We start from the raw sequence: 21,782 nt of genomic DNA on the forward strand, positions 1-21,782 counted from the left end.
GCTCAGCAGATCGCTCGGCGTTGCGCTCGGTGTCGCGTTCAGCGGATCGCCCGGCGTTGCGCTCAGCGGATCGGTCGCCGGATCGCGGGGCGGATTCCCGGGTCCTCCCCGGGACGGGATCGCTGCCGTCCCGGAGGAGGAGAGGCCGTCTACGCGGTCGTTTCCAGGCTGAGGATGCCGTAGTCGTAGCCACGCCGCCGGTAGACGACGCTGGGCCGGCCGCTCTCCTTGTCGTGGAAGAGATAGAAGTCGTGGCCGACGAGCTCCATCTGGAAGAGAGCGTCGTCGACGGTCATCGGGTCCGCGGGGTGCTCCTTCTCGCGCACGATGCGCCAGGGCTGGTTGTTGTCGTGTTCGGCCAGGTCGGCGGTCGTCGCGGAGTTCTCGGCCTGCGGCGTGACGCTCGGCAGGTCGGTCGGCAGCCCGGCGGTCGCGGCGGCCACGGAGACCGGCGCGTGGCGTCCGCGGTGCACTCGCCGGCGGTCGGCGGCACGGCGCAGGCGCCCGTCGAGCTTGTTGATGGCGCAGTCGAGGGCGCCGTAGAAATCCTTGGCGGTGGCTTCGGCCCGGATCACGGGCCCGCGGGTGACAACCGTGATCTCCACGCGCTGGCAGTTGTCTGACTGCCGCGGGTTGCGCTCGTGGAAGAGCTCCACGTCGACTCTGATCAGTTTCTGATCGTAGCGTTCGACTTTTGCCAGCTTGTCGGCGACATGTTCCCGATAGTGATCAGGAACCTCTACGTTGCGGCCCTTGACGACAATGTCCACTCGTGACCTCCCCCAACGTTTGCACTTCGACGCGGTGTGCTGGTTTCGGTGACGACGGGGATCCCGGAGCAATCCGCGCACGTGACCGAATCGGCTTACGAGGACGCTCCTTTCCGGTGCGGCGAGTCAGATCTAGCCGTCAGACTGGTCGACTTCGCTCCGGTGGCGGGTAAGGCGAGTCGCTTACCCTCGTCACCAAGACGCTAACCTGCCGACGGCTGCCCGTCACCCCTCGTTCGGGGAATGGGAGTGAGGACTTTCGCCTCTGGCGCGACCGCACCCGGGCGGTTGCCCGGTTGCGCCCCACGAGCCTTGCGCAGTCGCGTCGCCGCCAGCACCGCAGCCCCTGCGACCTGCATGTCCGCCTCCCGGAGCCGTCCCGTCACGGCAGCCAGTGTGGCCCCCGTCGTGACGATGTCGTCCACCACTATCAGCGTGCCTCCGATCGTCGGCCGCCGTCGCGGAATGCGGATCCGAGCCCCCTTGATTCGCAGGGAACTCTCAGCCGCCGCCGCTCGTTCGGCTACGGTCAGTGATGCGGAATCACCACGCGGAAGCGCCCGGAGCGGCCGGCTGAGATCAGCCTCCCAACCGGCCCGCCGCAGCCGCCGCACTGCGTGTGCGGCCAGTCGCGCCATGTGGTCGCCGTGCCGCTCGCGGGCCGCGCTCGCTGTCGACGGCACGGGAATGACGACCAGCGGCCGGTGGCGCCCGCCGCCGGCCCGGACCGCCATCTCGGCGACGGCCGAGGCGAGCAGCGCCCCGAGCGGCTGGGCGAGCCGGTGCCAGCCCCTCTCCTTGTACGCGAGCAGCATTCCGCGCATCGGTCCGCCATAGCCGCTGAGAGCGACACAGGCGGGCATACCGGGCGGTGGTGGGATCGGGCTGGTCGAGTACGCCCGGAGCGCCTCCAGCGCCGCTACGCAGGCCGCACAGGTGCCACGCCGCAGCGGCACGCGCTCGGCCCCACAGGCGGCACAGGAGCTCGGCAGAACGAGATCGGCGAGATCGGCGAAGAGACGCCCGCTCGGCAAGACGAGGCCGGCCAGATCGCCGGACAGACGCCCGCTCGGCAGCACGAGGCCTGTCAGATCGGCTAGGAGATGTCCGCTCGGCACGGAGTCGCCCTGCCCCGGTCAGCGGAGGAAGAACGGCGCGGTGGGGACCATTCCCGTGGGCGGGTTCGTGACCGGGTCGGCCAGGTCGCCGATGCCGATGCGTACCGGGCCGGAGAGCACGTCGAAGGCCGCGCCGTTGGCCATGTACTGCACGACGTCCGGGGAGGGTTTGCCGGTGACCGGGCTGACCGGATAGGCCGCCAGGTACGTGACGGTCTCGGTGCCGATGTCCGGCTGGGGCTCGGTGGAGTCGGTGCCGTCGAGGGCGGTGTCGATGATGGCGACCCGGTCGCGGTCGGCCCGGGTCCCGGCGACGAGCACCGAGGTCTCCGTACCCCAGTCGACGGCCGAGACCGAGCGCAGCGCCGGGACCTGGACCGGCCACGGCGACGACAGGTGGGGGCCGTCGCCGTCGGCCGTCATCGCCGTCAGGTACAGCCTGCCGCCGACGACGATGGCGATCCGGCGTCCGTCCGGGGCGACCGCCACGGCCGAGATCCAGCCGGACGGGCCGGGCCAGGTGACCGCGCGCACCGGCGAGCCGTCCACCGAGAAGCTGTAGAGCCTTCCCGCGACGGTGATCAGCCCGATGGCGCCGGTCTGCGGGTCGTCGGAGGTGATCGCCCAGACGGGCTGGCCGGTCGAGCCGCCGGGGAGCGCCACCCGCCGCAGGTCGGTCTGATCCCCCATCGCCGCGTCGCCGACCCTGAGCACCTGGCGGTTGCCCTCGGCGGCGACCAGGGCGGCGTACCGGCGGTCGCCCGGGCTGTGGGCGAGGGCCGCCGCCTTCACGTTGCGGTTGGCCTCCGGACGGATGACCGGGACCGGGTCGGTGGCGCCCGGCGTGCGGGACATCCGCCGGATCTGGCCGTTGTAGATCAGGAACCGCTCGGGCGGGTCGGCCAGCCTGTACGTGGGGTTGCTGGTGAGGTAATCGTTGCTGTCGTAGTCGTTCTGCTCCTCGTTGCCGATCTTCAGCTCCAGCACGCGCGAGAGGTTCGGCTTCAACGACCACTGGAGCTGGCGCCGGAGCCGGTCGAGCGCCTTCGGGTCGTCGGGCGGCTCGAGCGCCTGCGCGCTGAGGTTGATCTGCAGCTTGTCGTCGGCGACGGCAGGCACGTTGCCGAGCAGCACGGTGCCCTCGGGCAGCGCCTCCACCGCGGGCTTCAGCCAGCTCGACGGGCCCTCGATCAGCCACTTGATGATCTGCTGCGGCTCCTGCTCCGACGGCATGTCGGCGGGCAGATACCGCACGTCGGGCACCAGCTCGGTGAATTCGTGGTTCCAGAAGTAGATGGTCCGGCGTTCGAAGAAGGTGGTCAGCGCCTCGTCGCTGAGCAGCAGCACCGGCGGCGCCTTGGTGACGAACAGCCCGTCCTTGCCGGTGATCGCAGCGACGGTCAGCTCGTACGTCTGGATGCCGGTGTCCGGCGCGGGTCCGAGGACGCCGTTGTGGCCGAGCACCCCCAGGGTCTGCACCTTGAGCGTGACCTTGTCGCTGCCCGGGTTCACCAGCGGGGTGTCGGCGAGGTGGACCACCTTGATCTCGCTGGGCGCCTTGAACGTGGCGGCGGCCGAGGGCGAGAGGAACTTCTGGACCCGCTCGAGCGCGGTGTCCGGATCACCGCCGGCGGCCTCGAGGTAGTAGCGCACGAAGTCGGCGGTGTCGGTGGTCGCGTCCCGCTCGTGCCGCGGCGGCGCCCCGTCGTCCCCGGACGCGAATCCGGGTGACGGGCCGCGGCCGACCTTGGTGACCTCGGTGTTGTCGGGGATGCCACAGCCACTGAGGACGAGCGCGCCGCTGAGCGCGGCGGCGAGGAGGACCGCCGCGGGACGTCGGCGGCGGATCAGGAGCAGCCTCATCGGCCCACCTCCGCGGGCGCGGGTCCGGTTCCGGCCGGTCCGCCGCGCGCACCGGCGTCGCCCGCCGACTCGGCGGCCGCCGAAGAAGGCGCTGCGGTGACGGCAGCTCCAGTGACGATGGCTCCGGTGACGGACGCTGCGGGAGCGGGCGCGGCCGGGAGCTCGTCGACAGCGCGATCCCGTGGGATGAGGGGAAGGGGGGCTGCCACCAGGCGGTCGCCGGAACGGACCGGCAGGGTCAGGCGGAACTGGGCCCCGCCGCCCGGTTCGCCCCAGGCTTCGAGCCAGCCGCCGTGCAAGCGCGCGTCCTCGACCGAGATGGAGAGGCCGAGGCCGGTGCCGCCGGTCTGGCGGGCCCGGGACGGGTCAGCGCGCCAGAAACGGTTGAAGACGAGGCGCTCCTCGCCCGGTTTGAGGCCGACGCCGTGGTCGCGGACCGTGACGGCGACGGCCGCCTCGTCGGTGGCCAGGGTGACCTCGACCGGCTTGCCCTCGCCGTGCTCGACCGCGTTGCCGACCAGGTTGCGCAGGATGCGCTCGACGCGGCGGGGGTCGACCTCCGCGATGACCGGCGTGTCCGGCAGGCGCAACTCGATGGTGACGCCCACCCGTTCGCCCAGACCGGCGAGGCGTTCGGCGACCCGCTCGACGATGGGGACCAGGTCCGTGTGCTCGGCGTCCAGCGCGGCGAAGCCGGCGTCGAAGCGGCTGATCTCGAGCAGGTCGGTCAGCAGGCTCTCGAAGCGGTCCAGCTCCGCCTGGAGCAGCTCGGCGCTGCGGGCCACGGCCGGCTCGAACTCGTCGCGCTGGGCGAAGAGCAGGTCGGCGGCCATGCGTACGGTGGTGAGCGGCGTCCGCAGCTCGTGGGACACGTCGGAAGTGAACCGCCGCTGCAGCCGGGACATCTCCTCCAGGCGCACGATCTGGCGCTGGAGGTTCGCGGCCATCTGGTTGAAGGAGGCGGCGAGCAGGGCCAGATCGTCCTCGCCGTCGACCTTCATGCGCTGGTCGAGCAGGCCGGCGGAGAGCCGTTGGGCGGTGCGGGCGGCGACCCGCACGGGGGTGACCACCATGCGGGTCACCAGGCCGGCGACGATGCCGAGGAGCATGACCAGCGCGATGCCGGTGACCAGGACCGTGGTGCGGATCTGGTTGGCGGCCCGGTCCTCGGTGGTCAGCGGGACGAGGTAGTAGAGCTCCACGTGGCCGAAGCTGGCCGGCACGGGTGAGCCGTACACCAGGTATTTGGTCTGGACCCCGCCCACCTCGGCGGTGCGGATCTGCTGGGCGACGAGGCCCTCGCCGGCGACGTCGTGGACCAGCTCGCGGGTGATCAGCGAGGTGGTGTCGACCTTGGCGGAGGTGACCGGCTTGAGGTCGGGGAAGTTGTCGGCGCGCAGGGACACGATGGCGCCGCCGCTCTCGGCCGGGTCGCCGTCGGCGAGGCGGGTCACGGTGTCGTTGATGGTGGTGGGGAGCTTGGGGTCGCGCACCTGCCGGTGGACGGTGAGCTGCTTGGTCGCGTAGTCGACCTTGCTCTGCATCTGCGAGCGGACCTCGTCCTCGGCCCGGTCGAGCAGGATCGTGGTGCTGCGGCCGGCGATGAACCAGCCGAAACCGCCGACCAGCAGGCTGGAGGCGACGAGGGTGAGGGTGACGACCCGCAGGTGCAGGGAACGCCGCCAGGCCCGGCGGCCGGGCGCCGAGACCTGCATCCCGCGGCGCACGGCGGCGCGCCAATACCGCCGCACCATCCGGAGGGTGCGGCGGATCGGCATCGGGAGCCAGGCTGGAGCACGCATCGGGGGCAAGGTTAGCCCGTCAGGGGCCTTGGACCCGCCCCCTGGTGCTTACCAACCTCTGACGAATCGAGGGGTTCAGCCGGTGCCGGCCTTGTACCCCACCCCGCGTACGGTCAGGATGATCTCCGGCCGCTCCGGGTCCGGCTCGATCTTGGCCCGCAACCGCTGGACGTGCACGTTCACCAGTCGGGTGTCGGCCGCGTGCCGATAGCCCCACACCTGCTCGAGCAGCACCTCGCGGGTGAACACCTGGCGCGGCTTGCGGGCCAGGGCCACCAGCAGGTCGAACTCGAGCGGCGTCAGCTTCACTTCTTCACCGTCACGGGTGACGGTGTGCGCCGGCACGTCGATGGTGATCTGGTTGCCGGGCGGGCCGATGGTCAGCAGCTCGGGCGCGGCGTCCTCGCCGCGGCGCAGGCGGGCCCGCATCCGTGCCACGAGTTCCTTGGGCTTGAACGGCTTGACCACGTAGTCGTCGGCGCCGGACTCCAGGCCGAGCACGACGTCGACCGTGTCGCTCTTGGCGGTGAGCATGACGATCGGGATGCCGGACTCGGCGCGGATGGCCCGGGCCACGTCTATGCCGCTCATGCCGGGCAGCATCAGGTCGAGCAGGACTATGTCGGGCCTGTTCTCCCGGAACGCGGCGAGGGCCCGCTCACCGTCGGCCACGAAAGAGGGCAGGAAACCTTCGCTGCGCAGGACGATGCCGAGCATCTCCGCCAGCGCGGGGTCGTCGTCGACGACGAGTACGCGGGCTCTCATGCGATCCAATATTGCACTGTCCCCTTCCGACCCGTGTGACCGCCCGTCGATCAACCGTGGGCGCCGCTGCTGATCATGTCCCGGCGGGCGGGGAAAACAAAGGGGAAACCACGCTCAGGAGAACAGCGACCGCCCCCAGAAATCGTCCGGGCCCGACACCCCCGGGGGACAGGCGAACAACGCCTGCGACACCGGCTTCAGATACTCGTTCATGTCGTCGTGGCGGGACAGATTGCGCTGCACCTGCACGAACTGCTTGCGCGGATCCCGCTGGTACGCCATGAAGAACAAGCCCGCGTTGAGCCGCCCCAGCCCGTCCGAACCGTCCACGAAGTTGTAGCCGCGGCGCAGCAGCCGCGCACCACCGTTGAGGTCCGGGTGGGCCAGCCGCACGTGCGAGGTCACCGGCAGGGCCTTCACGTCGGGCTCGTCGTACTCCTTGGCCATTCCCAGCGGCGCGCCGGTCCCCTTGTGCCGGCCGACGATCGTCTCCTGCTCGGACAGCGACGTACGGTCCCAGGTCTCGACGATCATCCGGATCTTGCGGGTGACCAGGTAGGAGCCGCCGGTCATCCAGTCGGGGCCGTCGCCGGGCTGGGCCCACAGGTGCTGCTTGAGCAGGTCGGCCTCCTCGAGCTTGAGGTTGGCCGTGCCGTCCTTGAAGCCGAACAGGTTGCGGGGCGTGGCCTGCGTCCGCGACGTGGAGGACGTACGCCCGAAGCCCAGCTGGGACCACCGCACGCTGACCACGCCCATGCCGATCCGGGCGAGGTTACGGATGGCGTGGACCGCCACCTGGGGGTCGTTCGCGCACGCCTGGACGCAGAGGTCGCCGCCCGACAGCGAGGCGTCGAGCACGTCGCCCGGGAAGCGCGGGAGGTCGTCGAGGGCCGGCGGGCGCTTCGCGGCGATGCCGAAGCGGTCCTTGCCGTCGGCGTCGCGGAACAGCGTCGGGCCGAAGCCGACCGTGATGGTCAGCCCGGACGGCGGCAGGCCGAGCGCCTCACCGGTGTCGTCCGGCGGGGCCTCCGGCGTGCCGTCGACCGCCCCGATCTCGCCGGCGTCGCGGCCGGCGGTCATCCGGGCGGCGGCCGCCGTCCAGTCCTTGAGCATCGCGACGAGGCGTTCGCGGTCCTTGGTGATGACGTCGAACGCAACGAAATGCAGGCGGTCCTGGGCGGGCGTGACGATGCCGGCCTGGTGCTCGCCGGTGAAGGCGATCGCGTCGACGGCCGCGCCGGCATCGTCGTCGGCGATCTCACCGCGGACGAGGGCGCCGCCGACGGCGGCGACTCCGGCAATTCCGGCTACGCCGACGCCGGCGAGCGTCATGGCTCGCCGGCGGGACACCGTGCTCTCGATCATGAAACCCCTACTTCTTCGAGACGACCGCGGCGACCTTGGAGATCGGCTCCGCGAGGGCGTTGATCGCGTCCGAGAGGCTCTTCAGGTCGGCCTGGGTGAGCTGGTTGTGCAGCTTCCAGCCGTCGCCGGCGCGGTACTTCGCCAGCGCGGCTTCGACGTTGGCGAATTCGGTGTCGAGCGTCTTGACGAGCGCCGCGTCCCGCTCCTCCAGCACCGGGCGCAGCGCCGCGATCGCGGCCTTGGAGCCCTCGACGTTCGCGTTGACGTCCCACAGGTCGGTGTGCGAGTAGCGGTCCTCCTCGCCGGTGATCTTGCCGGTGGCAACCTCGTCGAGCAGCTCCTTGGCGCCGTTGGCAAGCTGCAGCGGGGAGAGCTTCTCGGCGTCGGCCTTGGCGACGATCTCCTTGACGTCGGCCAGCAGCTGGTCGGCGATCGCGCCGTCCTTGGAGAGGTCGGGCCTGGCCGCCCACAGGTCCTTCTCGAGGCGGTGGAAGCCGGTGAACGGCATGCCCTCCTCGATGACCTCCTCGCGCCCGTCGATCTTCGGGTCGAGGTCACCGAAGACCTCGGCGACCGGCTCGATGCGCTCCCAGTACGTGCGGGCGACGGGGTACAGCGCCTTGGCCTTCTCGACGTCCTTGGCCTTGACCGCCGCCACGAATTCTTCGGTCTTGGGCAGCAGCGCGGCGGTCTGGCTCTTCACGTAGCGGGAGTAGCTGTCGGTGGCCGCGGCGACCTTGGCGTCGGCGGTGAGCGGGGCGGCCGAGCCGGAGACGGTGAACGCCGCGCGGATGCCCTTGCCGGTCATGCCCGGCTTGCACGCGGTCTCGTACGTGCCGGCGGGCAGCTCGACGTGCAGCTCCCGGGAGAGGCCGGGAGCGATGTTCTCCACCTCGCCCATGACCCGGTCACCGGCGGCGTACACGTAGAACTCGGTGGCCTTGTTGCCGCCGTTGGTGATGGAGAAGACCGTCGTGCCCGCGTCGACCGTGCTCCTCCCGATCTCGCACGCGGTGTCGGACGCCTTCACGGTGATGGGGCCGCCCGCGGCGGTGCCGGCCGGCTTGTCGGCGTCGTCGCTGCCGCAGGCCGCGAGGGTGCCGCCCAGGAGGCCGGCAGCGGCCAGCGCGAGCAAGGGGGTGGTACGCATGGAACGGTTCTCCTATTGCTGAGGCGCGGGCGCCGGGGCGGGGGTTTCACGAGCGGGCGCCGGCGCCGACTTGCGCGCGGGCCAGAGGAAGATCGCGAGAACGGGGATGCCGTACGCGGCCCAGGCGATGGTCTCCAGCACCGACGCCGTCGGGGTGATGTTGAACATGCCGGTGAGCAGGGCGGTGTACCAGGCGTCGGGGTTCAGCACGCCGCTGACGTCGTACGCCAGGGAGTTGAGCCCCGGCAGCACGTTCGCCTCCTGGAAGTCGTGCACGCCGTACTTGAGGATGCCGGCCGCGACCAGGATCAGAAGCGCGCCGGTCCACTTGAAGAAGACCGACAGGTTGATCCGTACGGCGGTGGCGAACATCAGCCAGCCGATGACGACGGCCGAGGCGATGCCGCCGAGCAGCGAGAGCAGCGGCCCGGTGTTGGACGACGCGCCCTGCACGGCGGAGTAGAAGATCAGCGAGGTCTCGAGGCCCTCGCGCACCACGGCGAGGAAGGCCATCACGGCGACCGCGAGCGAACCGACCGCGAGCGCGTCCTGGAGCTTGCTGCGCAGGTCACCCGCGATCGAGCGGGCAGCCTGGCGCATCCAGAAGATCATCCAGGTGACGAAGCAGACGGCGAGGACCGAGGTGATCGCCTCGAAGAGCTCGCGGTGCTCGTACTTCTGCAGCAGCGTGGTCGAGGTGTAGCTGAGCAGCCAGCCGAAGAAGACGGAGAGCACCACGGCGAGCCCGACACCGGCCCACACCTGCACGAGGCGGTCCTTGCGCTGGGCCTTCACGAGGAAGGCGACGAGGATGCTCACCACGAGCGTGGCTTCCAACCCCTCGCGCAAACCGATGAGGTAGGTGGCGAGCATGGCACTCCGTTTGCTAAGGCATCCCTAAGTAAGGCTCGGCATACCTTAGTCACGAGCGAGCGGGTTCCGTCAAGCCACGGCGCTATCGGGCAGGTCACAAACACCCGCGCGAGCGGCGGGCGGTCCGGGGACCGCCCGCCCGGTCAGCGGTCGAACTCTCCGGCGCGGACGCCCGCGATGAATTCCAGCCACCCCGGCAAGCCGAACTCCAGCATCGGTCCGGCGGCGTCCTTCGAGTCCCGGACGAAGACCGCGGCGGTCGCCCTTGCGATCTCCACGCAGTGCCCCGCCGCCCCGCTACGGGTGCTCTTTCGCCAGGTGAGAGCCGTGTTCTGCAAGATGATGCCCCTTTACGGATGGTTACTCGCAGACTTAAACGAAGATCTAATCAATCCAGTTCAGTTCGTCGCCTGTTAGAGCGATGAACTCCCGCGTCTCGTCGGGCGGCAGCGCACGGGCGCGCAGATCGGCGAAGGCCTCGCGGTAGACCTCGACCTCGGCCTCCTTCGTCCGCAGCAGACCGCCGATCAGGTCCTCGCTGTGCACCACGGGCGGGCGGTCGGCGAACTCGAAGATGACGAAGGCCTCGGTCAGCGCGGCGTGCGAACCGGCGGCGAAGGGCAGGACCAGCACCTCGACGCCGGGACGCCGGCTGGCGTCGTGCAGGCGCTGAAGCTGGCGCCGGAGCACCCCCGGGCCGCCGACCTGGCGGCGCAGCACGGCCTCGTCGAGCACCACGCACAGCCGCGGCGCCGGATCCCGGGACAGCACGCTCTGCCTGGCCATCCGCAGGGCCGTACGGCGTTCCAGCGTCTCCTCGTCGCGCACGTCGGCGCCGGCCCGGATCACCGCGTGGGCGTACTCGTCGGTCTGCAGGAGGCCGGGGACGAGCTGAGCCTCCCACTCGCACATCAGCGTGGCCTCGGCCTCGAAGGCGACGTACTCGTCGTAGCGCTCGGCGACCGACGACCGGTACGGGGCCCACCAGACGCGGGCCCGCCCCCTGTTGGCCAGTTCCCGCCACCGCTCACCGGCCTGCGCCCCCAGCTCGTGCAGCAGCCGTTCGAGGTCCGCGTCGCTGATCCCCGTACGGGCCGTCTCGATGCGGCTGAGCTTGGACTCCGACCATCCGAGTGCGGCCGCCACGTCGGCGCCCCGGCGGTCACCGCGCAACCGGCGAAGCTCCTCACCCAGCTCACGGCGGGCTGCCATCGATGTCGGTCTAGCCACGCGCCCACCGTACCGGTCACTCAGTGCAACTTGCATGGCACTTTATGCACTTGCAGATCCGGCGGGACCATGTGCTAATGGGAGAAGAGGTACGAACTTGCGCATCGCCTGCGGGGGCGGCGCGCGGACAGGAGAAAGCGAACCGGCGGCGGCAACCACCGGTTCGCTTTTCCGCGTCTTCAGTATCGATAGTGGTCCGGCTTGTAGGGCCCCTCGACGGCGACGCCGAGATAGGCGGCCTGCTCCTTGGTCAGCTCGGTGAGCCGCACGCCGAGCGCGCCCAGGTGCAGCCGGGCGACCTTCTCGTCCAGGTGCTTCGGCAACACGTAGACGCCGACCGGGTAGTCCTCGGTCTTCGTGAACAGCTCGATCTGCGCGATCGTCTGGTTAGAGAAGCTGTTGCTCATCACGAACGAGGGATGGCCGGTGGCGTTGCCCAGGTTCAGCAGGCGCCCCTCGGAGAGCACGATGACCGAGTGGCCGTCCGTGAACTTCCACTCGTCGACCTGCGGCTTGACGGTCACCCGCGTGACGTCCTTGCGCTTCGCCAGCCCCGCCATGTCGATCTCGTTGTCGAAGTGGCCGATGTTGCCGACGATCGCCTGGTGCTTCATCCGAGCCATGTGCTCGCTCGTGATGACGTCGAAGCAGCCCGTCGCGGTGACGAAGATGTCCGCCGTCTCGACGACGTCCTCCATCGTCGCCACCTGGTAGCCGTCCATCGCGGCCTGCAGCGCACAGATCGGGTCGACCTCGGTGACGATGACCCGCGCACCCTGGCCACGCAGCGACTCCGCGCACCCCTTGCCGACGTCGCCGTACCCGAAAACGACCGCGACCTTGCCACCGATGAGGACGTCGGTGGCCCGGTTGATGCCGTCGATCAGCGAGTGGCGGCAGCCGTACTTGTTGTCGAACTTGCTCTTGGTCACCGAGTCGTTGACGTTGATCGCCGGGAAGAGCAGCGTGCCGTTCTGCTGCATCTCGTAGAGGCGGTGCACGCCGGTGGTGGTCTCCTCGGTGACGCCCTTGATGGCCACCGCGACGCGGGTCCAGCGGCGGTCGTCCTCCTTCAGCGAGCGGGCGAGCAGCTTGAGGATGACCGCGTACTCCTCGGAGTCCGCACTGTCGGCCGACGGCACGGCGCCCAGCTTCTCGAACTCGGCACCCTTGTGCACCAGCAGCGTGGCGTCACCGCCGTCGTCGAGGATCATGTTGGGACCCTCGCCGTCCGGCCAGAGCAACACCCGCTCGGTGCACCACCAGTACTCGTCCAGCGTCTCGCCCTTCCAGGCGTAGACGGGCACACCCTGCGGCTTCTCGGGCGTACCGGCCGGGCCGACGACGATCGCGGCGGCGGCATGGTCCTGCGTGGAGAAGATGTTGCAGCTCGCCCAGCGCACCTGCGCACCGAGGGCGGTGAGCGTCTCGATGAGGACGGCAGTCTGGATGGTCATGTGCAGCGAGCCGGAGATCCGCGCGCCTCGCAGCGGCCGGCTCGGGCCGTACTCCTTGCGAAGCGACATCAGGCCGGGCATCTCGTGCTCGGCGAGCTCGATCTCCTTGCGGCCGAAAGCGGCGAGCGAGAGGTCGGCGACCTTGTAGTCGCCCTCCGCCACGGACGTGGGGCGCGTGCTGGTCATCATGCTCCTGAGGTCTGGGATCGGCAGCGGTTCACTCTACGCGCGGCTTTTGTCCCGGAGGTGGGTGGTTGTGCTGTCGCAAACCAGACCTTTTCGGTACGGGCACACAGTCACCAACCGCACGAGCCTCATCGGCACCTCACGGCCGGCCGACGCCTGCAGGCCTCGCGCTCCAGGCTGGGGCTCCACGCCTCGGCCGGGAATGCTGGGTACAGCGAACGGGGCGACGAGTCAAAGACCCGCCGCCCCGTTCATCCCCCCGGTTTGGTACCGCGCGCGTCCGTGGGACCCCCCGATCACCATTGACGCTGCGTGTTCATAGCTTCACACTCAGCAGTCACTCGTGTCAAGAGAATCGGCATATTTCCGTTTTTTTCTGTCAGACATCTCTCGCGCAGGGAGCGGCAAGTCCTCCGGGACGGCCTCGCCGGCCACGGATCGCGCAGAGTCAGGCCGCCTCACAGGGCGACGGTCGCCACGAACACCTCTCCGACGCCGGCCACGGTCGCCGGCCCCGTCTCCGCCGGCACGTACGCCGCCGTCCCCGGGGTCACCTCGACCGGCATGCCGTCCACGGCCTCTGCCACGAACACGTCGCCGGCGATGCCGAGCACGATGCGTGGACCCTCCCCCGGCAGCTTCTGCGGCGGCGTGTCGGCGGCGAGCCGCATCCGGTACAGCGCGAAGTCCCGGACCGGCACCCGCCAGGTCTGCACCCCGGGTGCCACGTCCGTCGCGGGCAGAATGGGATCGTCGAGGACCTCGAAGCGCAGCACGCGGAGAAGCTCGTCCACGTCCACCCGCTTCGGGGTCAGCCCGCCGCGCAGGACGTTGTCGCTGGCCGCCATGATCTCGACGCCCGTGCCGTCCAGGTACGCGTGCAGGTTTCCCGCCGGCATCCAGATCGCCTCGCCCGGGGCCAGCCGCACGTGGTGCAGCAGGAGCGCCACGAGGACGCCCGGGTCGCCCGGGTAGTGGCTCGCGAGGCCGGTCGCCAGCGGAGACGTGCCGGCCGCCACGACCTCGTCGATCAGCTGGGCCCGGTCGTCGGCCGGCCAGCTCAGCAGGGTGCGTACGGCGTCGCTCAGGCCGGGCACGCCCCGGCGCAGCGCCTCGGTCACCGGGGCCAGCCGGGCGATGCCGAACGCGTCGAGGGCGGCCGCCGACTCCTCGGGTGGGCGGAAGCCGCACAGTGCCTCGAACGGCGTGAGCGCGACCAGCATCTCCGGCTTGTGGTGCGCATCCGTGTAGTTCCGGGGCGCCTCCGGATCCGCCTCCTGTGCCGCGAAGGCGCGCCGGGCGTAGTCCTCGTCGGGGTGCGCCTGGAGCGACAGCGGGGCCGCCGCGGCGAGGACCTTCATCAGGTACGGCAGGCGTGGCCCGAACTCGTCCACGACCTCGGCGCCGAGCTGGCCCTTGGGGTCGTCGGCGATGAGCGTCGCCAGGCTGACCGGCCCGTCCGCCCGGGTGACCGTCGAGGGGTCACCGGGGTGGGCGCCCAGCCACAGTTCGGCCTCCGGGGCGTCGCTGGGCGCCGGGCGGCCTTGGAGCTCGGCGATCGCCGTACGCGAGCCCCAGGCGTACGGCCGGATCACGCCGGTGAGCGGAAGGACAGCAGCCACCGGGCCGCCCCCGTTTCGTGTCTCGTCAGGTGGTGACGGCCGCGTCGGACGTACTCGCCTGCGTGGCCTTGGTCGGGCGGTAGATGTCGGGCTCGAGGTAGATGACCCGGGCGATCGGCACCGCGGCGCGGATGCGGGCCTCGGTGTCGTTGATGTGGCGGGCCACCTCGTCGGCGCGCTCGGTCGGCGGTACGGCGATCTTCGCGGCCACGAGCAGCTCCTCGGGGCCCAGGTGCAGCGTCTTCATGTGGATGATGCACTCGACGCCCGCGGTGCCCGCGATGGCCTGCTCGATCTTGGCGATGTCCTCGGGGTTGGCCCCCTCGCCCAGCAGCAGGCTCTTGGTCTCCAGCGCGAGGATCGCGGCGATGGCCACCAGCAGCAGGCCGATGGCGGCGGTGCCGATGCCGTCCCAGACGCCGTCACCGGTGATCAGGGTGAGGACCACGCCGAAGAGGGCCAAGACCAGGCCGAGCAGCGCGCCCGCGTCCTCCAGCAGCACGACCGGAAGCTCGGGAGCCTTGGCCCGGCGCACGAAGTCGACCCAGGAGGTCTTGCCGCGGGTGTGGTTCGACTCCTGGATGGCGGTCTTGAAGGAGAAGCCCTCCAGCCCGATCGCGATGACGAGCACCGCCACGGGCACCCATTTCCACGCCGTGATGGGCTCGGGGTGCTGGATCTTGTGCCAGGCCTCGTACAGCGCGAACAGGCCGCCGACGCTGAACAGCACTATCGACACGATGAACGCGTAGATGTAACGCTCACGGCCGTACCCGAAGGGGTGTTCGGGGGTGGCCTTGCGGTCGGCCCGCTTGGCGCCGACGAGCAGCAGCGCCTGGTTGCCGGAGTCGGCGACCGAGTGGATCGCCTCGGCCAGCATCGAGGACGAGCCGGTCAGGAACCAGGCGATGAACTTCGTGACAGCGATGCCCAGGTTGGCACCGAGCGCCGCGATGATCGCCTTGGTGCCTCCGCCGGCGCTCACTGCAGTGCCTCGGGCATCGGGTTCGACAGTTCCTTCATCTCGTTGATCGCGGGCACGGCCATGGGGTCGAGGCCGTGCGCGAGGGCCAGGTAGATGGATGCGAAGTCCGGTACGGCGGTCAGCGACGCGAGCCGTTCCAGCGCGGAGCCGCCCTCGGCGGTCACGACGTCGCAGCGCACACCGCGGCGCTCGGCCAGGAACTGCACCGCATCCGCGCGGCGCTCCTCGACGGCGACCGGCTCGTCGGCCTCGTCCTGCGGGTTGAGGCCGCCGTCGCGCATGACGACCAGGCGCAGCCGGGTGGTGGCCTCCGGCTCCTCATCGGGGTCGGCGAAGATGTCGCGGGTCGACTCGGCCAGGCCGCCGAAGGGCCCGTCGAGCAGGCCCACCCGGCCGCGGCCGGCCTCACCCAGCGCGCCGGCCATCACCGGGTAGCGGGCGTTCGCGGCGAGCGTGTCGGCGAAGCGGCGGGCGGCGACCGTGGCGAGCGGGGACGAGCCCCAGACGATCGGCACCGAGCCGGCCAGACCGAGGGCCAGCGACTTCGCCGGGTTGACGAAGGACTCGGCGCCGGGGCGGCAGCGCTCGGCGTCCGCGTCGAGCCGGGCCGCGGTCTCGGCGAGGTCGGCCTCGTTGACCTTGACCAGGCCGAGGCTGCGGGCGGCCAGCAGCACCGGCACCGCGAGGCCCCACAGGCTGGCGCGGGCGGGAGCCCGCCGCGGCACCGGGATGAACGGCGCCCGGGCGCGCTCGGCGACCGCCTGCAGCTCGGAGTCGGGATTGCCGATCGCCACCAGCCGGGCGCCACGGCGGGCGGCGGCATCGGCGGCGGCCAGCGCCTCGGGGCTGCGCCCGGACGCGGACACGGCGATGACGACATCGGCCGCGCCGACCCAGCCGGGCACCCCGGCGCTGCGGTGGCCGATGACCGGCACGGGGCAGCGCGGGCCGGCGACGGTGGCGAGAATGTTGCCGGTCAGGCCGGCTGTACCGATGCCGGCGACGACCACCGCGCGGGGCCGGCCCTCGTCGGCAAGGACGCTCAAGTTGGCCTCGGCGGCCAGGGCGGCGGACTCCCGGACCTGCGCGCCCGCGGACGCGGTGGCTCGCAGCATGCCGCCGGGGTCCCTGGCGAGCATCGCCTTCTCGTCCTCGAGCAGCGACGCGTCGGCGACGCGGCGCCCGGTCAGGCCGGCCGTGCCGTCGTCCGGGGTGGCCATCACGCCACCTCCCCGGCGGCTGCGGCCGGGTGCTGCGGCGACTGCGGGTCGAGGGCCACCGAGGGGCTCCTTCACGTACGCGGGCGTTGACGGGACCAAATGATCCTAACCGTGGACGCCGCTCGCCACCGCGCAGGCGGTGTCCGTCAGGCCGGGTCGGCCGCCGGTCCGGAGCCCGGCCGCGCCTCGTCGAGCAGCAGCACCGGGATGTCGTCGCGCACCTCGAAGACGCGCCCGCACTCGGTGCAGGTCAGCGTCTGCGCGGCCGCGTCGTGCTCGAGCGGCGCGTGGTGCGTGTCCGGGCAGGCCAGGATGTCGAGCAGGTGCGGATCGAGGGCCACCGGACGACTCCTTGCGGGTACGCGGAACAGCTACGGGCCCGACGATCCTAACCGCGGACGATCGCGAGCACTTCGTCGCGGAGGGCTGCCATCCGGTCGGGCTTCGGCGCCTCCACGTTGAGGCGCAGCAGCGGCTCGGTGTTGGAGGCGCGCAGGTTGAACCACGCCCCGTCGCCGAGCTGCAGCGTCATGCCGTCGAGCTCGTCGACGGTGGCGTCCGGGAACGCGGCGCGGACCTCGGTGATCTTCGCGGCGGCGTCCTCGACGGTCGAGTTGATCTCGCCGGACGCCGAATAGCGCTCGTACTCGGCCGCGAAGAGCGACAGAGGACGGTCCTGGCCGCCGAACGCGGCGAGCACGTGCATCGCGGCCAGCATGCCGGTGTCGGCGAACCAGAACTCGCGGAAGTAGTAGTGCGCCGAGTGCTCGCCGCCGAAGACCGCGTCGGTGCGCGCCATCTCCGCCTTGATGAAGGAGTGGCCGACCCGGCTGCGGACCGGCTCGCCGCCGGCCTCCTTGATGATCTCGGGGACGGCCGCGGACGTGATCAGGTTGTGGATCACCGTGGCGCCGGGGTACTTCGCCAGCTCACGCTTCGCCACGAGGGCGGTGACCGCGGAGGGCGACACCGGGTCGCCGTTCTCGTCCACCACGAAGCAGCGGTCGGCATCGCCGTCGAACGCCAGGCCGATGTCGGCGCCGTGCTCGCGCACGGCCGCCTGCAGGTCGACGAGGTTGGCCGGGTCGAGCGGGTTGGCCTCGTGGTTGGGGAACGAGCCGTCCAGCTCGAAGTACATCGGCACGATCTCGAGCGGGAGCGCGCTCAGCAGCTGGTCGCCCAGCACGGCGGGCACGGTGTGGCCGCCCATGCCGTTGCCCGCGTCGACGACCACCTTGAGCGGGCGGATGCCGCTGAGGTCGACGAGCGACCGCAGGTGCTTCGCATAGCCCTCGAGGAGGTCTATGTGCTCGATCGCCTCGGGCATCTCGGCCACGGCATCCAGGTCGCGGAGCAGCTCCTCGGCGCGCAGGCGGACGATCACCAGGCCGCTGTCCTGGCCGACCGGCTTGGCGCCCGCACGGCACAGCTTGATGCCGTTGTACTGCGCCGGGTTGTGACTGGCGGTGAACATGGCGCCGGGCAGACCGAGCGAGCCGGAGGCGTAGTAGAGCTGGTCGGTCGATGCCAGCCCGATGTGCACGACCGCGGCGCCGGCCGAGTTGGCGCCGTGCGCGAACGCCGTGGCCAGGGCCGGACCGGTCTCGCGCATGTCGTGGGCGATGACGATCTTCTCCGCCTCGTCGCCCGACTCCCGCAGCATCTCGACGAACGCCGTACCCAGCGCGCAGGCCACGGTCTCGTTGAGCTGGTCCGGCACGACGCCACGCACGTCGTACGCCTTCACGAGCTGGGACAAGTCAGTCAACGCACACCCCTCGGCCGAATTTCCGTCTTGCCGAGACTAACGGAGCGTGGGTAGCCAGCAGGTCGCAATCGCACGGCGTCACCATCTCGGTGCTGTCACCGCAGCGCGTCGCGGCAGGCCCGGTCAGCGAGCCGGGTGGTCTCGGGCAGCCGAAAACGGGAGGCCAGCCGCAGCGTCAACCCGCACGCGCCGTCGAGGTCCATCCGATGGCCGACAGAGACGAAGACCGGCTTCACCCCCTGCCGGGTCCGCAGCACCGCCCCCACCGTCTCGCCGCCGTCGACGAGGTCGGCGCGGGCGCCCCTCTGGTCGCCGGGTTGCTCCCACGCGCCGATCAGCGGCGTCTTGCCGACCCCGTACGACGGCAGGCCGGTCAGCACCCCGAGGTGGCAGGCGAGCCCGAACCGCCGCGGGTGGGCCAGCCCGTGCCCGTCGCAGATGAGCACGTCCGGTCGCACCGACAGCTTGTCCAGCGCCTCCAGCAGGGCAGGGACCTCCCGGAAGGCGAACAGGCCGGGCACGTACGGGAAAGCAGCCGTCCCCCGGACCACGGCGGTGTCGCGCACCCGCAGGTCGGCGGTGTCGAGCACGACCACCGCCGCGGCGAGCCGTTCGCCGTCCTCGTGGTAGGCGACGTCCAGCCCCGCGACGGTCGCCGGCTCGGCGGGTCCGCCGCCGAGGATCAGCCGGGCGCGCAGGGCGTCCTGGGTGGCGAGGGCTTCTTCTTCGGTACGCGGCCAGGCGCTCAGAGCTCCACCCCGGTGAGCACCATGACGCGCGGCTCGGTGTAGTCCTCCATGGCGCTCGCGACGCCCTCCCGGCCCACCCCGCTGCCCTTGACCCCGCCGTAGGGCATCTGGTCCGCCCTGTACGAGGGGACGTCGCCGACGATCACGCCGCCGACCTTGAGCTGCCGGTGCGCGGCGAACGCCGTCTGGATGTCGTGGGTGAAGACGCCCGCCTGCAACCCGTACGCCGAGTCGTTGATCGCGGCGAAGCCGGCCTCGTCGGACGGGACCTCGGACACCACCAGGACCGGCCCGAACACCTCGTCGGCGACCACCTTGGCGTCGGCCGGCACGCCGGTCAGGATCGTCGGCGGATACGTGGCGCCGTCGCGTTTGCCCCCGGTCACCACCGTGGCGCCGGCCGCCACGGCCTCGTCGACCCAGGCCTCGACCCGCCGGGCGGCGTCCTCGCTGATCATCGGGCCGACCTCGACCGCGGGGTCCGACGGGTCGCCGGTGTGCAGCGCCTCGACCGCCTCGGTGAGCCTGGGGAGCAGGTCGAGGCCCTGGTGGACGTACACGCGCTGGACGGCGATGCAGCTCTGGCCGGCCTGGTAGGAGCCGAAGGTCGCCACGCGTTGAGCGGCCCAGCCCAGGTCCTCGTCACTGCCGTAGTCGCCGCAGACGAGCACCGCCGCATTGCCGCCGAGCTCGAGGGTGACGTGCTTGTCGGGGGCCGCCCGGCGGATCCCGGCGCCCACCGGGCCGGAGCCGGTGAACGACACGATCGGCAGTCGCGGGTCGGTGACCAGCGCGGAGGCGCGGTCATTGGGGACCGGCAGCACGGAGAAGATGCCCGCCGGCAGGTCGGTCTCCGCGAGGATCGAGCCCAGCAGCAGCGCGGTCAGCGGGGTGGCCGGCGCGGGCTTGAGCACGATCGGCGCGCCCACCGCGAGCGCCGGGGCGACCTTGTGGGCGACCAGGTTGAGCGGGAAGTTGAACGGCGAGATGCCCAGCACCGGCCCGCGCGGCACGCGCTTGACGACGGCGATGCGACCGGTGCCGCCGGGATCGGTGTCGAGGCGCTGAAGTCCCCCGGCGAAGCGGCGGGTCTCCTCGGCGGCCCAGCGGAAGACCGAGACGGCCCGGTCCGCCTCCACGAGCGCCCACTTGATCGGCTTGCCGTTCTCCGCGGTGATCAGCTCGGCGATCTCCTGGCGACGCTCGGCGATGCGGCGGGAGACGTGGTCCAGCGCCTTCGCCCGCACGTGCGCCGGCAGGGCCGCGGCCTCGTCGGCGACCCCGGCCGCCGCGGCGACCGCGGCCTCGACCTGCTCCGGCTTCGCCCAGGTGGTGCGCCCGACCGTGCGGCCGTCATACGGATGCGTCACGGTCACGTCGTCGGCGCCGTGCGCCGGCGCACCTGCCACATAGAAAGCTGTCGCGTCCACGCCGCCAGCCTATGCCGGGAAACCCGTGGCTGAGCAGGGCCTGTGGATGACGGCCAGGTGTTGTCGGGAGGCGTGATGCAGGCCACGATGGGGAGGTCTGGAGGTACGCCCATGTCCAACCCCTGGCTCGCCCTCGACCGCGGCGCCGATCCCGTCGAGCGGATCAGCCAGGTCGGCCGTGCCCACGAGTTGTTCGTGACCGGGCAGCGACGCGTCCACCAGGTGCGTTCCGTCGTCGTCGACTCGTGGCGGCGCTCGGCCGGCGCCCTGGTCAGCCCGGACAGCACCGCCCCCATCGAGCTGAGCGACGGCGCGCTGGAGGCGTACCGGGCGGCGCACCCGCTGGCCCGGGTACTCCCGATCTTCCGCGACCTGCTCGGCGGCCTGGCCGACGACGGCGACCACCTCATGGCGGTCTGCGACGCGCACGGCCGCCTGCTCTGGGTGGAGGGACACGCGTCGGCGCTGCGCGGGGCGGAGACGATGAACTTCGTGCCGGGGGCCCGCTGGGACGAGGCGCACGCCGGCACGAACGCGCCGGGGACCGCCCTGGCCGTCGACCACCCGCTGCAGATCTTCGCCACCGAGCACTTCACCCGCGGCGTGCAGCGCTGGACCTGCGCCGCGGCACCGATCCACGACCCGGCGACCGGCGCCCTGCTCGGCGCGATCGACGTGACCGGCGGCGACCACCTCGCCAACCCGCACAGCCTGGCGCTGGTCCGGGCCACCGCGCTCGCCGCCGAGGCCTATCTGGGCACCCATCTGCCGCGGCCGGCGCCGGACTCCACCACGGTGTCGGTGCTCGGGCGCGAAGACGCCGTGGTGGCGGTCGGCGGGCGCAAGCTGCGACTCGGCCGCCGGCACTCGGAACTCCTCTGCCTGCTTCTGGTCCACCCCGACGGGCGTACCGGAGATCAATTGGGTTTCGATCTCTACGCCGACGATCAAAATCCGGTCACGGTACGCGCGGAGCTGTCGCGCCTGCGCCGCATCCTGGGACCGTCGCTGTTGGACTCCCGCCCCTACCGGCTGTGCGGCGAGGTCTCCGCCGACTTCCTCGACGTGACCCGGCTGCTGGACCGCGGCCTGGTGGCGGACGCGCTGGCGGCCTACACCGGACCACTGCTGCCGTCGTCGGACGCCCCCGGCGTGGTGCGGCTCCGCCGCCTCGTCGACTCCCGCCTGCGCACGGCTGTCTTGACCGGCGGCGACAGCCGGCTGATCCAGAGCTGGCTCGACACGCCGTGGGGATCCGACGACCTCGAGATGTGGGAGGTCTACGCGGCGGGTCTTGCGCCGCGCTCTCCCGCCCACCTCCTCGCCGAAAATCGCGTGGCCGACCTTTCAGTCGACTACGGGCTTGCAACGTCTGTGCAACGTCTCCGTCGCTAGCGTCCGGCGTATCCCCTCGGATACGGAGGTCGTG

At 71.3% G+C, this 21,782-nt stretch carries 19 protein-coding genes; 1 reads left to right on the forward strand and 18 read right to left on the reverse strand.

From position 1 onward, the window contains the following. Positions 1–149: 149 nt before the first annotated feature. The 18 genes from raiA to AB0368_RS10380 form a co-directional block, all read right to left on the reverse strand. Positions 150–770 (reverse strand): ribosome-associated translation inhibitor RaiA, encoded by a 621-nt coding sequence (gene raiA, locus AB0368_RS10295; RefSeq protein WP_366153502.1) that lies wholly within the window; start codon positions 768–770, stop codon positions 150–152. 203 nt (positions 771–973) lie between these two features. Beyond that, positions 974–1,849: a phosphoribosyltransferase family protein gene (locus AB0368_RS10300; RefSeq protein WP_366153503.1), complete on the reverse strand. Its 876-nt coding sequence runs from the start codon at positions 1,847–1,849 to the stop codon at positions 974–976. Positions 1,850–1,906: 57 nt separating this feature from the next. Next, complete coding sequence (locus tag AB0368_RS10305) at positions 1,907–3,751, reverse strand: LpqB family beta-propeller domain-containing protein (protein ID WP_366153505.1); 1,845 nt, start codon at positions 3,749–3,751, stop codon at positions 1,907–1,909. After that, positions 3,748–5,466, reverse strand: a complete 1,719-nt coding sequence (gene mtrB, locus AB0368_RS10310) for an MtrAB system histidine kinase MtrB (protein ID WP_366153769.1) — start codon at positions 5,464–5,466, stop codon at positions 3,748–3,750. The genes AB0368_RS10305 and mtrB overlap by 4 nt, the downstream gene beginning before the upstream one ends. Positions 5,467–5,628: 162 nt before the next feature. Further along, entirely contained in the window at positions 5,629–6,318 is a 690-nt protein-coding gene (mtrA, locus tag AB0368_RS10315) for an MtrAB system response regulator MtrA (protein ID WP_366153506.1), read from the reverse strand. Positions 6,319–6,432: 114 nt separating this feature from the next. Beyond that, positions 6,433–7,683 (reverse strand): iron uptake transporter deferrochelatase/peroxidase subunit, encoded by a 1,251-nt coding sequence (gene efeB / locus AB0368_RS10320; protein WP_366153507.1) that lies wholly within the window; start codon positions 7,681–7,683, stop codon positions 6,433–6,435. A gap of 7 nt (positions 7,684–7,690) precedes the next feature. Beyond that, positions 7,691–8,833: an iron uptake system protein EfeO gene (gene efeO, locus AB0368_RS10325; RefSeq protein ID WP_366153508.1), complete on the reverse strand. Its 1,143-nt coding sequence runs from the start codon at positions 8,831–8,833 to the stop codon at positions 7,691–7,693. A gap of 12 nt (positions 8,834–8,845) precedes the next feature. Next, complete coding sequence (gene efeU, locus AB0368_RS10330) at positions 8,846–9,706, reverse strand: iron uptake transporter permease EfeU (RefSeq protein WP_366153509.1); 861 nt, start codon at positions 9,704–9,706, stop codon at positions 8,846–8,848. Positions 9,707–9,849: 143 nt separating this feature from the next. Continuing rightward, complete coding sequence (locus AB0368_RS10335) at positions 9,850–10,044, reverse strand: DUF397 domain-containing protein (protein ID WP_366153510.1); 195 nt, start codon at positions 10,042–10,044, stop codon at positions 9,850–9,852. Between the two features lie 46 nt (positions 10,045–10,090). Further along, positions 10,091–10,936 carry a helix-turn-helix transcriptional regulator gene (locus AB0368_RS10340; RefSeq protein ID WP_366153511.1) on the reverse strand — a complete coding sequence of 282 codons (846 nt, stop codon included), beginning with the start codon at positions 10,934–10,936 and terminating at the stop codon, positions 10,091–10,093. Positions 10,937–11,115: 179 nt separating this feature from the next. Next, complete coding sequence (ahcY, locus tag AB0368_RS10345; protein ID WP_366153512.1) at positions 11,116–12,582, reverse strand: adenosylhomocysteinase; 1,467 nt, start codon at positions 12,580–12,582, stop codon at positions 11,116–11,118. Between the two features lie 455 nt (positions 12,583–13,037). Next, a complete protein-coding gene (gene manA / locus AB0368_RS10350; RefSeq protein ID WP_366153513.1) occupies positions 13,038–14,201 on the reverse strand; it encodes a mannose-6-phosphate isomerase, class I in 1,164 nt (387 codons plus the stop codon). 25 nt (positions 14,202–14,226) lie between these two features. Next, positions 14,227–15,186 (reverse strand): cation diffusion facilitator family transporter, encoded by a 960-nt coding sequence (locus tag AB0368_RS10355; protein WP_366153514.1) that lies wholly within the window; start codon positions 15,184–15,186, stop codon positions 14,227–14,229. Then, entirely contained in the window at positions 15,183–16,406 is a 1,224-nt protein-coding gene (locus AB0368_RS10360; protein WP_366153515.1) for an SIS domain-containing protein, read from the reverse strand. The genes AB0368_RS10355 and AB0368_RS10360 overlap by 4 nt, the downstream gene beginning before the upstream one ends. Before the next feature lie 146 nt (positions 16,407–16,552). Next, positions 16,553–16,747: a Trm112 family protein gene (locus tag AB0368_RS10365; protein WP_366153516.1), complete on the reverse strand. Its 195-nt coding sequence runs from the start codon at positions 16,745–16,747 to the stop codon at positions 16,553–16,555. A 47-nt stretch (positions 16,748–16,794) separates the two neighbouring features. After that, positions 16,795–18,174, reverse strand: a complete 1,380-nt coding sequence (locus AB0368_RS10370; RefSeq protein WP_366153517.1) for a phosphomannomutase/phosphoglucomutase — start codon at positions 18,172–18,174, stop codon at positions 16,795–16,797. Positions 18,175–18,269: 95 nt separating this feature from the next. Continuing rightward, positions 18,270–18,923, reverse strand: a complete 654-nt coding sequence (nfi, locus tag AB0368_RS10375) for a deoxyribonuclease V (RefSeq protein WP_366153770.1) — start codon at positions 18,921–18,923, stop codon at positions 18,270–18,272. Then, on the reverse strand, positions 18,920–20,353 hold the full coding sequence (locus AB0368_RS10380; RefSeq protein ID WP_366153518.1) for an aldehyde dehydrogenase family protein: 1,434 nt from the start codon (positions 20,351–20,353) through the stop codon (positions 18,920–18,922). Before AB0368_RS10380 ends, nfi begins: the two co-directional genes overlap by 4 nt. 111 nt (positions 20,354–20,464) lie before the next feature. On the opposite strand from AB0368_RS10380, the gene AB0368_RS10385 reads away from it, so the two are divergent. Then, positions 20,465–21,748 (forward strand): GAF domain-containing protein, encoded by a 1,284-nt coding sequence (locus tag AB0368_RS10385; protein WP_366153520.1) that lies wholly within the window; start codon positions 20,465–20,467, stop codon positions 21,746–21,748. The last annotated feature ends 34 nt before the right edge of the window (positions 21,749–21,782 follow it).

This window comes from Actinoplanes sp. NPDC051475, from assembly GCF_040689425.1.
Classification (GTDB): Bacteria; Actinomycetota; Actinomycetes; order Mycobacteriales; family Micromonosporaceae; genus Actinoplanes.

Coding starts and splice junctions, on each gene's coding strand:
- AB0368_RS10305 (WP_366153505.1), bottom strand. CDS start 3,751: ATGAGGCTGCTCCTGATCCGCCGCCGACGTCCCGCGGCGGTCCTCCTC.
- mtrB (WP_366153769.1), bottom strand. CDS start 5,466: ATGCAGGTCTCGGCGCCCGGCCGCCGGGCCTGGCGGCGTTCCCTGCAC.
- mtrA (WP_366153506.1), bottom strand. CDS start 6,318: ATGAGAGCCCGCGTACTCGTCGTCGACGACGACCCCGCGCTGGCGGAG.
- efeB (WP_366153507.1), bottom strand. CDS start 7,683: ATGATCGAGAGCACGGTGTCCCGCCGGCGAGCCATGACGCTCGCCGGC.
- efeO (WP_366153508.1), bottom strand. CDS start 8,833: ATGCGTACCACCCCCTTGCTCGCGCTGGCCGCTGCCGGCCTCCTGGGC.
- efeU (WP_366153509.1), bottom strand. CDS start 9,706: ATGCTCGCCACCTACCTCATCGGTTTGCGCGAGGGGTTGGAAGCCACG.
- ahcY (WP_366153512.1), bottom strand. CDS start 12,582: ATGATGACCAGCACGCGCCCCACGTCCGTGGCGGAGGGCGACTACAAG.
- AB0368_RS10360 (WP_366153515.1), bottom strand. CDS start 16,406: ATGGCCACCCCGGACGACGGCACGGCCGGCCTGACCGGGCGCCGCGTC.
- AB0368_RS10385 (WP_366153520.1), top strand. CDS start 20,465: ATGTCCAACCCCTGGCTCGCCCTCGACCGCGGCGCCGATCCCGTCGAG.